Origin of the sequence: Micromonospora citrea (assembly GCF_900090315.1) — a bacterium.
Lineage (GTDB): Bacteria > Actinomycetota > Actinomycetes > Mycobacteriales > Micromonosporaceae > Micromonospora > Micromonospora citrea.
Map to the genome: position 1 here is coordinate 6,737,711 of NZ_FMHZ01000002.1, position 11,985 is coordinate 6,749,695.

Below are 11,985 nucleotides of genomic sequence, written 5' to 3' on the forward strand. Positions count from 1 at the left end.
GAGTGCTCTTCACGGCCCCCGTGCAGGCGGATGTCGGGCGACCGGAACTACCCCACCGACCTTGTCGGCGGCGCGCCGCCCTCGTCAGTGCCGGCCGTTCTCCGCAGGGGTCACGGTCAGCCGGTGGCGGCTGGCGTCGCCGCTGGAGAACGGCCACAGCCGGTCGGCGTGCTCGACCAGCTCGGCGAGTTGCTGGCGGGTGAGCCCGGCGGACGAGATGGAGGCGTGCACGTCGGCCCGGTACCGGCCGTCGTCGTCGCGCCCGAGCTTCGCCTCGGCGCGTACCTGCACGGTGTGCGCCTCGTCGGTGATCTCACCGGCCGCCTCCACCGCCGCGTGGTGCAGGCAGGACGCGAAGGCGGCGGCGAGCAGCTGCTCCGGCGTCAGGCCAGAGCAGTGCGGTGCCAGCGGGGACGCCAGGGCCGTGGAGAGCCCCCCGTCGTCGGTGCGTACGTGGCCGCCCTCGGCGGTCGCGGTGGCCGTCTCGTTCAGCCAGGAGCTCGATTCCGGCATCGCGTTCCTCCCGTTCACTCACCCGCCCGGCTACCCGGCCCCCGGTCGGTGAAACCGCAGGTGGTCGGCGGGAACCGCGGGCGTGACGGCGGTGGGCGGCGCGGGAGGAGGCAGCCCCCGGGCCGGCTCAGCCGGCGCGGGTGGACCAGTCGGGCAGGGGGGCCGCCTCGGTCGCCTCGGTCGCCGCCCGCCGGGTCCACGGCGACACCGGGCCGACCCGCTGCCGAGGCGCCAGCGGCTGCCCCATCGGCACGTACACCCGGGCGTCCACCGCCTCGGCCAGCAGCAGCGCGGCCACGAGGCTGGTCGGCCGCTCCGCCGGGTCGTCCGCCAGGCAGCGCGCGCACAACTCGGCCACCTCGGGCGGCAACCCGTCGATCTCCGGCAACGGTCGCGGGGCCTCCCGCCGCCGGGCGCCGAAGAGCTGGGTCGTCGTGCCCGCCTCGTACGGCAGCCGGCCGCTGAGGCAGTAGTAGAGCAGGACGCCGAGGGCGTACATGTCGGCGGCGGGGGTGGCGGGGGCCCGCTCCAGCTGCTCCGGCGCGAGGTAGGCCGGCGTGCCCACCACGATGCCCTCCGGGGAGCGGTCCGGCGTGCCCGAGGGGGTGGCGATGCCGAAGTCCAGCACCTTGACGCCGGCCGGGGTCAGGATGACGTTCGCCGGCTTCACGTCGCGGTGCACGATGCCGTGCGCGTGTGCGGCGGCCAGGGCGGCGCTGACCTCGGCACAGACCCGTACGGCGATCCGCCAGTCCAGCGGCCCCGCCCGCAGGTGCGCCGCGAGCGTCTCGCCCTCGGCCAGCTCCATCACGATGTAGGGCACGTTGCCGCCGGGCAGCGTCGAGCAGGTGCCGAAGTCGTGCACGCTCGCCACGTTCGGGTGCACAAGCCGGGCGGCGGAGCGCGCCTCGGCGCGGATCCGCTCGACCGAGGTGTCCTGCCCCTCCTGCCCGGGGGACATCACCTTCACCGCGACCGGCCGGTCCAGCACCGCGTCGTGGGCCCGCCAGACCTCCGACATGCCGCCGATGCCGATGCGCTGTTCGAGCCGGTACCGCCCGTCCAGCGTCCTCATCGACCGCTCCTCGTCTGCCGTCACCGCCCGCCCCCGGCGTCCGTCGTGTCGCCTGCGCTGCCCCCGTACCCGGCCTCCGATCAGGGCAAACCGGGGCCGGATCCGGGCGGCGCCCGCGCCGGCTGCGGTAGCTTGCGAGCCGGGGCCGTCGCAGGAGGGGGACGCGCGGATGGGTGAGGTGACCGTACGCTTCGTCGGCGGCCCGGCGCACGACCTCGTCCGGGCGCTGCCCGCCGAGCCCGACGGTTCCCCGCCGGCGCACTGGGTCCTGCGTCATCCCGACGGGACCGCGGCGGCCGGTCCGGGCGGGCCGGACCACCTCTACGAGCGGGAGCACCCCGTCGGCGGCGACACGTGGACGATGCGCTTCGTACACACCTATCCGGTGGGCATGACCGAGTGAGCGGCGCGACCGGATGAGACCGCCGGCCCCGGCCCGGTGACCGGTGGTGGCATCGTCGGGGACCGCCGGCCCCGGCCCGGTGACCGGTGGTGGCATCGTCGGGGACCGCCCGCCCCGGCCAGATGACCGGCGGCGGCATCGTCGGGGACCGCCCGCGCGCCGGTTGGCCGGTGGCGGCGCGGGCGCGCACAGCCGACGCACAGGTGGCCCACAAGCCGGCCACAGCCGGGCGTCCCACCATGGGGACCATGATGACCGAGGGGCGGGCCGCAGCGGGCCGCGTCGAGCTGCGCCGGCCGGACGGCGAGCCGGTCCGGGTGCTGGTGGTCGACGACGAGCCGAACCTTGCCGACCTGCTGTCGATGGCGCTGCGCTACGAGGGCTGGCAGGTGCGCACGGCGGGCGACGGCACGTCGGCGCTGAGCGCCGCGCGGCAGTTCCAGCCGGACGCGGTGGTGCTCGACGTGATGCTGCCGGACCTGGACGGCTTCCAGGTGCTGCGCCGGCTGCGCGAGCAGACCCCGACGGTGCCGGTGCTCTTCCTGACCGCCCGGGACGCGGTGGAGGAACGGATCGCCGGGCTGACCGTCGGCGGCGACGACTACGTCACCAAGCCGTTCAGCCTGGAGGAGGTGATCGCCCGGCTGCGGGCGCTGCTGCGCCGCTCCGGCTTCGCCGTCGCTGCCCGCCCGGACGCCGTGCTCACCGTCGGCGACCTCAGCCTCGACGAGGACAGCCACGAGGTCCGCCGGGCCGGCGAGTCGATCACGCTCACCGCCACCGAGTTCGAGCTGCTGCGCTACCTCATGCGCAACCCGCGCCGGGTGCTGAGCAAGGCGCAGATCCTGGACCGGGTGTGGAACTACGACTTCGGCGGCCAGGCCAACGTGGTCGAGCTCTACATCTCGTACCTGCGGAAGAAGATCGACGCCGGGCGGCGGCCGATGATCCACACGCTGCGCGGCGCGGGGTATGTCCTCAGACCGGCGGAGTGAGCGGGCCGGCGGCCGGGCGCGCCGCCGGCTGGCCGGCCTGTCCCTGCGCACCCGGCTGGTGGTCATCCTGGTCGGCCTGCTGGCCCTGGTCAGCGTCGCCATCGGCGGGATCACCACGGTCGCGCTGCGGGAGTTCCTCATCGACCGGGTCGACGAGCAGCTCGTGCCGATGCGCCCCGGTCCCGGCCGGGTCGTGCCGTCCCCGGTCGATCCGCCGCCGGGCGCGGCGCCCGACTCGCGGATCCCGCGCGGCCTGCCCCCCGGCACCCTCACCGCCGAGGTGGTCGACGGCCGGGTCGTGCGGGCGTGGACGCTGGCCGACCGGCAGGAGCGAACCGTCGGCGTCGACGAGGTCGCGGGCCTGGCCGACCTGCCCGCCGACGGGCGGCCCCGCACCCGTGCGGTGGGGGAGCGCGGCGACTACCGGGTGGTGGCGCGACAGTGGCCGGACGGCACCGTGCGGATCCTCGGCCTGCCGCTGTCGGGGGTGCGGGAGACCGTCTGGTGGATGGTCGCCGCGCAGGCCGGCGTGGCCACCGCCGGGCTGCTGGTCGCCGGCGGGGCCGGCGCGCTGATCGTGCGGGCCACCCTGCGCCCGCTGCGCCGGGTCGCCGCGACCGCCGGCCGGGTCAGCGAGCTGCCCCTGGACCGGGGCGAGGTGGCGCTGCCGGTGCGGGTCCCGGCCGCCGACACCGACCCGCGTACGGAGGTCGGGCAGGTGGGCGCGGCGCTGAACCGGATGCTCGGGCACGTCGCCGCCGCCCTCGCCGCCCGCCAGGCCAGCGAGACGCGGGTACGCCAGTTCGTCGCCGACGCCAGCCACGAGCTGCGCACCCCGCTGGCCGCCATCCGCGGGTACGCCGAGCTGGCCCGGCGCGGCCGGGAGGGGGTGCCGCCCGACGTGGCCCACGCGCTGCGCCGCGTCGAGTCCGAGAGCGCCCGGATGACCAGCCTCGTCGACGACCTGCTGCTGCTGGCCCGGCTGGACTCGGGTCGCCCGCTCGCGGCCGAGCCGGTGGACCTCTCCGCGCTGGTGGTGGACGCGGTCAGCGACGCCCGCGTCGCCGGGCCGGAGCACCACTGGCTGCTGGACCTGCCCGACACCCTGATCCGGGTGACCGGCGACCCGGCGCGGCTGCACCAGGTGCTGGCGAACCTGCTGGCCAACGCCCGGGTGCACACCCCGCCCGGTACCACCGTCACCACCACCCTGCGGATGGCCGGTGACGCCGCCGTGCTCAGCGTCGCCGACGACGGCCCCGGCGTGCCGCCGGAGCTGCGCGGCGAGGTGTTCGAACGCTTCTCCCGGGGCGACAGCTCCCGGTCCCGCGCGCACGGCAGCACGGGCCTCGGCCTGGCGATCGTGGCCGCCGTCGTGGAGGCGCACCACGGCACCGTCGGACTGGACAGCCGGCCGGGTCGGACGGCGTTCACCGTCCGGCTGCCGCACGCCGCCACCGAGCCGTAGGGGCCGGCGCGGCTCAGTCGGCCAGCAGTTCGGCGAGGACCTCCACGATCCGCTCCGCGTGGCGCCCGTCGGGGTCCTCGTCGGCGTTGAAGTCGGTGACGCTCACCCCGAGCAGCCGGCCCGAGCGCACCAGCGGCCCGGCCAGCGCCGTCACGTCGGCCCAGTCCAGGCCGCCCGGCTCGGGGTAGCTGACCGCCGGCAGGACGACCGGGTCGAGCACGTCGAGGTCGAGGTGCAGCCAGGTCGGCGTGGTGCCGACGGCCAGGGCCCGACCCATCGCCGCCGCGTCGGGCCCGCGCAGCCGGTCGGCCGGGACCCGGTGCACGGCCGGGTCGACCCGGAGGACCTCCAGCCCGCCCCCGGTGTCCCGGTCGGCGGCGCGGTGGCCGAGCACGTGCACCTGGTCGGGGTCCACCAGCGGCCCCTCCCGGTCCAGGACGCCCGCCGGCCCGTGGTCGGTGACGATCGACAGGTCCATGTCCGCCGCCTCGCCGGTGGGCGAGGCGCGCCCGTCCTCGAAGTCCAGGTGGGCGTCGAGGAACCACAGGTCGAAGCCGGACGGCAGCCCTTGCAGGATGCCCGGCAGGATGGCGCAGTCGCCGCCGAGGACCAGCGGGCGCCGCCCCGTGTCGAGCAGCTCCGTCATCCGGGCGGCGATCGCCCGGCTCGCGCGGCGCACCTGCTCGACGCCGATCACACCCGTCTCCGGGTCCCGGGCCGGATCGGTGACCAGGGCGTCGACGGTGCCGGCGTCCGCCGCGCCCAGCCGGCCCGGCAGCCCGGCCGCCCGCAGCGCCGCGGGCGCCCGCCGCTCGCCCCGGCCGCGGCCGGAGGAGTCGAGTGGGGCGTCCAGCACCGACCATCGCACATCCGGAGGCTAGCCCGGCCGTGGCAGGCTGGGCGGCATGTACCGGGAACGTCCCGCCGGGTTCGCCGACGCCGTGCTCTGGACCAGCACGACCAGCGCGGGTGCCGCGCCGACGCGGGTGCTTCCCGACGGCTGCGTCGACCTGCTGTGGACGAGCCGCTCCGGCCTGCTGGTGGCCGGTCCGGACCGCACCGCGCACCTCAGCGGCGGCGGCCCGGCCGAACGGTGGGTCGGGCTGCGGCTGCCGCCCGGTGTGGGGCCGGCGGTGCTCGGCCTGCCCGCCGCCGAGCTGCGCGACCGGCGGGTCCCCCTGGCACAGGTGTGGGGCGACCGGGAGGCCGACCGGCTGGGCGAGCGGGCGGAACAGGCCCCGGCCGCCGTGCTGACGGAGGTCGCCGTGGGGCGGTTGCGGGCGGTCGGCGGTCCGGAGCCGCTCGCCGCCCGGGTCGTCGCCGCGCTGGCCGGCGGCGCCACCGTGGCCGCGGCCGCCGCCGAGGTCGGCCTGGACGCGCGCGCCCTGCACCGCCGCAGCCGGCACCTGTTCGGGTACGGCCCGAAGACCCTGGCCCGGATCCTGCGGATGCGACGCGCCCTGGCGCTGGCCCGCGCGGGCACGCCGCTGGCCGAGGTGGCGGCCCGCTGCGGGTACGCCGACCAGGCCCACCTCACCCGGGACGTGCGGGACCTGGCCGGGGTGCCGCCGACGGTCCTGCTGTCCCGCTGAGCGGCACGGCGGGGCGCCCCGCCCTACCCTGGGGCGGGCCGGCTCAGCCCTGCGGGAGCGGGGCGAACAGGTCCACGCCGTTGCCGTCGGGGTCGAGCACCACCGCGTACCGCTGGCCCCAGTAGGCGTCCCACGGGGGCAGGTGGCCCTCGTGGCCCTCGGCGACCAGCTCCGCGTAGAGGCGGTCCACCTCGGCCGGGTCCGCGCACCGGAAGGCGAGGCTGGCCCCGCCGCCGCCCCCGGGCTTCCAGTCCGGGTCGAAGGAGCGGATGGTGTCGGCGGTGTCCCAGGCGAGCCGGAGGCCCCCGGGCAAAGTGATCTCCACGTGCGGTTGGGTGTCGGCGTCGGCCGGGATGTCGAGGCCGAGCCGGCGGTAGAAGGCGAGCGAGCGCGGCAGATCGCTGGCGACCATGCCGACGAGATCCAGTGTCGGTGCCATGACGTCGACGGTAGGGGCGACGCGCGCCCGTCGTCTTGAACGAAACGGACGCCCGGACGGAACGTCCGGTGTCGCCCTCACGGCCGGGACGATCGGCGTACGGTGTCAGACAAGTCCGGCTTTCCGGTCAAATCCGTCAGAGGATGTGGTCCGGCGCGCCGGTGTCGAGACGGCGAGGGAAGGAGCGGTCGGTGGAACACCTGGCCTACCTGGACGCGGGGTCCGGCAGCCTGATCGTGCAGGCGGTGGTCGGCGGGGTGGCCGGCGCCGCCGTGGCGGCCAAGCTCTACTGGCGACGGCTCGTCGACCGGTTCCGCCGCCAGCCCACCGACCAGCGCTGACCCGGCATGACGATCCCCCGCACCGGCGCGCGCGCCGAGCCCGGATCCTTCCGTGACCCGGCCAACCGGGTCTTCCACCTCGGCGACGACGTGCTGCGCGGGCTCGACGAGCGGGCCGCCCGGGAGTGGCGCGCGCTGACCGCCACCGACTTCTTCCCGCCGCTGCTCGCCGCCGGCAAGGTCTGCGCCACCGAGCCGGTCGATCCGGCGCCGGCGACCGTGGGCGCCCGGTGGGCCGCCGTGCTGCGCCACGAACGCATCCCGTTCGTCTCCCACCCGTACGAGTGGTCGTTCGCCATGCTCCGCGACGCGGCGCTGCTGCACCTGGAGATCCTGCGGGCGGCACTGCCGGCAGCGTTCACGCTCAAGGACGGCTCGGCCTACAACGTCCAGTGGCGGGGGGCGGAACCGGTCTTCATCGACGTCGGCTCGTTCACGCCGGCCCGCGACGGCGAGCCGTGGGCCGGGTACCGGCAGTACTGCCAGACCCTGCTCTACCCGCTGCTGCTCGGCGCCCACCTGGGGCTGGACTTCCGGCCCTGGCTGCGGGCCCAGGTCGACGGCATCGAGCCCGACCAGATGCGCCGGCTGTTCGGCGGGGCCCGTCGGCTGCTGCCCGGCGTGCTCACCCACGTGCACCTGCACGGGGCGATGCAGCGCCGCAACGCCCGCGCCAGCACGGCCGACGTCCGGTCCCAGCTCCGGGCGGCCGGCTACTCCCGTGAGCTGGCGCTGGCCACCGTACGGGGGATCGAGAAGCTCGTGCGACGGCTGGAGCACCAGCCGGCCGCCAGCCACTGGGTCGACTACCAGCGCACCTGCGCCTACACCGCCGACGACCGGGCCGCGAAGGAACGCTTCGTCGCCGGGGCGCTGGCCGACGGGCCGCGTCCCCGCCTCGTGCTCGACCTCGGCGCCAACGACGGCCGGTACGCCCGGCTCGCGGCCCGGCACGCCGACTACGTCGTCGCGGTGGAGCAGGACCCCGCCGTGGTCGACGGGCTCTACCGGGCGCTGCGTGCCGAGGGCCAGCGGCGGATCCTGCCGCTGGTGATGGACCTGGCCGACCCGTCCCCGGGCGGGGGCTGGCGGGGCGTCGAGCGGGCCTCGTTCGCCGACCGCGCCCGGGCGGACGCGGTGCTCGCCCTCGCGGTGGTGCACCACCTGGCGATCGGGCGCAACGTGCCGCTGCCCGAGGTGCTCGACTGGCTCGTCGGCCTCACCGCGCCCGGCGCCCGGATCGTGGTGGAGTTCGTGCACCCCGAGGACCCGATGGCCCGGCGGCTGCTGGCCAACAAGCCCGAGGGTCTCTTCCCGGACTATCGGCGCGCCGAGTTCGAACGCCTGCTGGGCGCCCGGTGCGGGATCACCCGCCGGCTCGACCTGCCCTCGGGCACCCGCACCCTCTACGCGGCGGTCGCGGGTGGCTGAGCCCGCCCCCACCGAGCCGTCCCGGCTGCCCGGCGTGGCCGCCCGACAGCCCACCCCGTCGTCCGAACCGACCGTCCCGTCCGGCGGTGCGGTCCCGTCCGGCGGTGCGGTCCCGTCCGGCGGTGCGGTCCCGTCCGGCGGTGCGGTCCCGTCCGGCGGTGCGGTCCCGTCCGGCGGTGCGGTCCCGTCCGGCGGTGCGGTCCCGTCCGGGGGTGCCGAGCCGTCGCGTGGCCGGCGGGCGGAACTCGGCCGGCTGGCGGAGGTCGCCGGGCTGGTCGGCCTCGTGGTGACCCAGCCGCTGCTGGACGTCCTCGGCCGCAGCCCGGACTTCTTCCTGTTCCACCGGGCGGACCGGCGGGAGATCCTGCTGCTGGTCGCGCTCGTCGCCCTGGCGCCCACGGCCGCCGTGGCGCTGCTCGCCGCGCTGACCCGGCTGGCCGGGCGGACCGCCCGTTCCGTGACGCACACGCTGCTGGTCGGGCTGCTGCTCGCCGCCCTGGCCGTGCAGGTGGGCCGGCACGGGACGCCGCTGCGGGGCGTACCGCTGCTGCTGGCGGCGGCGGTGGCCGGCGCGGCCGGGGCGGCCGCGCACCGGCGGTGGCGCGCACCGGGGCGGGCGCTGCGGCTGGCCGCGGCCGGCCCGCTGCTGTTCGTGGGGCTGTTCCTGTTCGCCTCGCCGACCTCGACGGTGGTGCTGCCCCGGGGGGAGGGTGGCGCGGCCGGGGCGGCCGGGCCCGGCAACCATCCGCCGGTGGTGCTGCTGGTCCTCGACGAGCTGCCGCTGGTCTCGCTGCTCGGCCCCGACGGTCGGATCGACGCCGCCCGCTTCCCGCACTTCGCCGAGCTGGCCGGCGGCTCCACCTGGTACCGCAACGCCACCGGGGTCGGCGGCTGGACGCCCTACGCGCTGCCGGCGATGCTGACCGGCCGGTACCCGCAGCGCGAGGCGGCCCCGCACTACTCGCAGTACCCGGACAACCTCTTCACCGCCTTCGGCGGCCTCTACGACATCCGCGCGGAGGAGAGCATCACCCGGCTCTGCCCGCCGAGCCGCTGCGAGTCACCGGTCACCCCCGAGCAGGGGATGGGCGTGCTGGTGCGGGAGACCGGCGGGCTGCTGCGCCGGCTGGCCGCCCCGGTGGACAGCCGCGTCGACCCGGAGGACTCCTACCGGGAGCGCACCCGCGCCGAGGCCGGCATCGACGACGCGGAGCCGGTGCCGGCGGACCCGAAGTTCCGGTGGGACAGCCTGAACGCCAACCAGCCGGCCCGGTTCACCAGCTTCCTGGCCGGGCTGCGGCCGGCGTCCCGCCCCACGCTGCACTTCCTGCACCTGCTGATGCCGCACTCGCCGTGGGCGTACCTGCCGTCGGGGGTGCGCTACGACGCGCCGGATGACCTGCCGAACGACGGCGACGGCTGGGCGGAGCTGGCCCGGCGGCGCCACCTCGCGCAGCTCGGCTACACCGACCGGCTGATCGGCGAGACGCTGCGCACCCTGCGGGCGCGCGGCCTCTACGACAAGGCCCTGCTGGTGGTGACCGCCGACCACGGCGTGAGCTTCACCAACGGCGCGCAGGGCCGGGGGATGGACGCCATCCGGGCCGCCCCCGGCGAGGTCGCCTGGGTGCCGATGTTCGTCAAGACCCCCGGGCAGCGCGCGGGCCGGGTCGACGACCGGAACTGGCAGCACGTCGACCTGCTCCCCACCGTCGCCGACGAGGCCGCCATCCGGCTGCCCTGGCGGGTCGACGGCCGCTCCGCCCGCCAGGCCCCCCGCGCCGAGCGGGGCAAGGTCTTCTACGACCGCCCCGGCCAGCCCACGCCGATCCCCGGGGGCGTGCCGGCGCCGCCCCCGCCGCCCGCGCCGCACCCGCTGGTGGGCACCACCGTCGGCGACCGCCCGCGCGGCGGCACCGCCCGCGTCGCCGGCCTGTCGGCGTTCCGGGCCGTCGACCCGGACACCGGGCGGCTGCCGGCGGCGGTCTGGGGCGACCTGCCGGACGACGTGCCCGACGGGACGCTGCTGGCGTTTGCCGTCAACGGCCGGGTCGGGGCCGTCGTCCCGGTGGTGCCCAGGGACGCCGGCGGTCGCCGCTTCGCCGCCCTGATCCCCGACGACCGGCTCTTCCACGCCGGCGCGAACCGCCTCGACGTCTACCGGATCGCCGCCGACGGCACGCTGAGCCGCCTCGACCTGTCCTGAGCCGGTACGGGCCGCCCGCGACGGGTGAGTGACCCACCGGTAGCGTTCCCATGCCTTCGTGCCGCCGGGACGTCTCCGCGTGGCCCGGAATCGACGGGGTTTCCCCGCCCGCTGGTCGGGAATCGGGTGACGCATGCCTCACCGCCGAACCACGGCGGGCGGTATCCCCGCGGCCGTGATTACGGTAAAAGCGAAGGCAATTCAACGCAGATCTGCCGGCGAAGCGAGGGACCACATGACGGAAGTCAAGCTCGATCACCCCGGTGGGCAGCTTTCGATGCCGGTGCAATCCGCGGTCGAGGGCCCCGCCGGTATCGGAGTGGGCAAGCTGCTCAAGGAAACCGGGATGACGACGTACGATCCCGGCTTCGTCAACACCGCGGCCTGCTCGTCCGCGATCACCTACATCGACGGCGACGCGGGGATCCTGCGTTACCGCGGCTACCCGATCGAGCAGCTCGCGGAGAAGTCCTCGTTCCTGGAGGTCTCCTACCTGCTGATCTACGGTGAGCTGCCGACCCCGCAGCAGCTGACCGAGTTCAGCGAGCGGATCCGGCGGCACTCGCTGCTGCACGAGGAGATGCGCCGGTTCTTCGACGGCTTCCCCCGCGACGCGCACCCGATGGCCGTGCTCTCCTCGGCCGTGAGCGCCATCTCGACCTTCTACCAGGACAGCCTGGACCCGTTCGACTCCTCGCACGTCGAGATGTCCACGGTGCGCCTGATGGCCAAGGTCCCCACCATCGCCTCCTACGCCTACAAGAAGTCCATCGGCCAGCCGCTGCTGTACCCGGACAACTCGCTGGGCTACGTGGAGAACTTCCTGCGGATGACCTTCGGCGTGCCGGCGGAGCCGTACGAGGTCGACCCGGTGATGGCCAAGGTGCTGGACATGCTGTTCATCCTGCACGCCGACCACGAGCAGAACTGCTCCACCTCGACCGTGCGGCTGGTCGGCTCCAGCAACGCCAACCTCTTCGCCTCGGTCTCGGCGGGCGTGAACGCGCTCTTCGGCCCGCTGCACGGCGGCGCCAACCAGGCCGTGCTGGAGATGCTGGAGAAGATCCAGGCCGACGGCGGCGACGTCGCGTCCTTCGTCCGCAAGGTGAAGGACAAGCAGGACGGCGTCAAGCTGATGGGCTTCGGCCACCGGGTCTACAAGAACTACGACCCGCGCGCGGCGATCGTGAAGAAGGCGGCGCAGGACGTCCTCGGCCGGATGGCGAAGCCGGACCCGCTGCTGGACATCGCCATGCAGCTGGAGGAGATCGCGCTCGCCGACGAGTTCTTCGTCTCCCGCAAGCTCTACCCGAACGTGGACTTCTACACCGGCCTGATCTACAAGGCCATGGGCTTCCCGACCAAGATGTTCACCGTCCTCTTCGCACTGGGCCGGCTCCCCGGCTGGATCGCCCAGTGGCGCGAGATGATCAACGACCCGGAGACCAAGATCGGCCGGCCGCGGCAGATCTACACCGGCTCCCCGGAGCGCGACTACACGCCGGTCACCGAGCGCTGACCG

12 protein-coding genes are annotated in these 11,985 nt (G+C 75.7%); 8 read left to right on the plus strand and 4 right to left on the minus strand.

The window, feature by feature from the left end:
• Nucleotides 1-84: 84 nt before the first annotated feature.
• Both GA0070606_RS29865 and GA0070606_RS29870 read right to left on the minus strand, forming a co-directional pair.
• Nucleotides 85-513: an OsmC family protein gene (locus GA0070606_RS29865; RefSeq protein ID WP_091106530.1), complete on the minus strand. Its 429-nt coding sequence runs from the start codon at nt 511-513 to the stop codon at nt 85-87.
• A gap of 127 nt (nt 514-640) precedes the next feature.
• Nucleotides 641-1,588, minus strand: coding sequence for a serine/threonine-protein kinase (locus tag GA0070606_RS29870; RefSeq protein WP_091106531.1), 948 nt, complete (start codon nt 1,586-1,588; stop codon nt 641-643).
• Between the two features lie 169 nt (nt 1,589-1,757).
• Between GA0070606_RS29870 and GA0070606_RS29875 the strand changes: the two genes are divergently transcribed.
• The 3 genes from GA0070606_RS29875 to GA0070606_RS29885 all read left to right on the plus strand — a co-directional run bounded on the left by GA0070606_RS29875 (nt 1,758) and on the right by GA0070606_RS29885 (nt 4,454).
• Nucleotides 1,758-1,991 (plus strand): hypothetical protein, encoded by a 234-nt coding sequence (locus GA0070606_RS29875; protein ID WP_091106532.1) that lies wholly within the window; start codon nt 1,758-1,760, stop codon nt 1,989-1,991.
• A gap of 251 nt (nt 1,992-2,242) precedes the next feature.
• Complete coding sequence (locus tag GA0070606_RS29880; protein WP_245725004.1) at nt 2,243-2,986, plus strand: response regulator transcription factor; 744 nt, start codon at nt 2,243-2,245, stop codon at nt 2,984-2,986.
• A 28-nt stretch (nt 2,987-3,014) separates the two neighbouring features.
• The gene (locus GA0070606_RS29885) at nt 3,015-4,454 is read left to right on the plus strand and encodes a sensor histidine kinase (protein ID WP_245725005.1); all 1,440 of its coding nucleotides are present in this window, start codon (nt 3,015-3,017) and stop codon (nt 4,452-4,454) included.
• A gap of 13 nt (nt 4,455-4,467) precedes the next feature.
• Here the strand turns inward: GA0070606_RS29885 and GA0070606_RS29890 are convergent, their stop codons facing one another.
• Complete coding sequence (locus GA0070606_RS29890; protein WP_091106534.1) at nt 4,468-5,322, minus strand: arginase family protein; 855 nt, start codon at nt 5,320-5,322, stop codon at nt 4,468-4,470.
• Between the two features lie 37 nt (nt 5,323-5,359).
• Between GA0070606_RS29890 and GA0070606_RS33800 the strand changes: the two genes are divergently transcribed.
• On the plus strand, nt 5,360-6,046 hold the full coding sequence (locus GA0070606_RS33800; RefSeq protein ID WP_091106535.1) for a helix-turn-helix domain-containing protein: 687 nt from the start codon (nt 5,360-5,362) through the stop codon (nt 6,044-6,046).
• Nucleotides 6,047-6,089: 43 nt separating this feature from the next.
• Here GA0070606_RS33800 and GA0070606_RS29900 read toward each other — a convergent pair whose 3' ends face one another.
• On the minus strand, nt 6,090-6,485 hold the full coding sequence (locus GA0070606_RS29900; protein ID WP_091106536.1) for a VOC family protein: 396 nt from the start codon (nt 6,483-6,485) through the stop codon (nt 6,090-6,092).
• A 191-nt stretch (nt 6,486-6,676) separates the two neighbouring features.
• Here GA0070606_RS29900 and GA0070606_RS32790 point away from each other — a divergent pair, with 191 nt between their 5' ends.
• From GA0070606_RS32790 to GA0070606_RS29915, 4 genes are all read left to right on the plus strand, one after another.
• Nucleotides 6,677-6,826, plus strand: a complete 150-nt coding sequence (locus GA0070606_RS32790) for a hypothetical protein (protein WP_165947858.1) — start codon at nt 6,677-6,679, stop codon at nt 6,824-6,826.
• 6 nt (nt 6,827-6,832) lie between these two features.
• A complete protein-coding gene (locus tag GA0070606_RS29905) occupies nt 6,833-8,257 on the plus strand; it encodes a class I SAM-dependent methyltransferase (RefSeq protein WP_091106537.1) in 1,425 nt (474 codons plus the stop codon).
• Nucleotides 8,250-10,463, plus strand: a complete 2,214-nt coding sequence (locus tag GA0070606_RS29910; protein WP_342672180.1) for a sulfatase-like hydrolase/transferase — start codon at nt 8,250-8,252, stop codon at nt 10,461-10,463. Before GA0070606_RS29905 ends, GA0070606_RS29910 begins: the two co-directional genes overlap by 8 nt.
• Before the next feature lie 235 nt (nt 10,464-10,698).
• Complete coding sequence (locus tag GA0070606_RS29915) at nt 10,699-11,982, plus strand: citrate synthase (RefSeq protein ID WP_091106538.1); 1,284 nt, start codon at nt 10,699-10,701, stop codon at nt 11,980-11,982.
• Nucleotides 11,983-11,985: the final 3 nt, after the last annotated feature.

Excerpts from the sequence above, each read along its gene's own strand:
- GA0070606_RS29875 (WP_091106532.1), top strand. The coding sequence starts at position 1,758 with ATGGGTGAGGTGACCGTACGCTTCGTCGGCGGCCCGGCGCACGACCTC.
- GA0070606_RS29900 (WP_091106536.1), bottom strand. The coding sequence starts at position 6,485 with ATGGCACCGACACTGGATCTCGTCGGCATGGTCGCCAGCGATCTGCCG.
- GA0070606_RS29915 (WP_091106538.1), top strand. The coding sequence starts at position 10,699 with ATGACGGAAGTCAAGCTCGATCACCCCGGTGGGCAGCTTTCGATGCCG.
- GA0070606_RS29880 (WP_245725004.1), top strand. The coding sequence starts at position 2,243 with ATGACCGAGGGGCGGGCCGCAGCGGGCCGCGTCGAGCTGCGCCGGCCG.
- GA0070606_RS33800 (WP_091106535.1), top strand. The coding sequence starts at position 5,360 with ATGTACCGGGAACGTCCCGCCGGGTTCGCCGACGCCGTGCTCTGGACC.
- GA0070606_RS29870 (WP_091106531.1), bottom strand. The coding sequence starts at position 1,588 with ATGAGGACGCTGGACGGGCGGTACCGGCTCGAACAGCGCATCGGCATC.
- GA0070606_RS29865 (WP_091106530.1), bottom strand. The coding sequence starts at position 513 with ATGCCGGAATCGAGCTCCTGGCTGAACGAGACGGCCACCGCGACCGCC.
- GA0070606_RS29905 (WP_091106537.1), top strand. The coding sequence starts at position 6,833 with ATGACGATCCCCCGCACCGGCGCGCGCGCCGAGCCCGGATCCTTCCGT.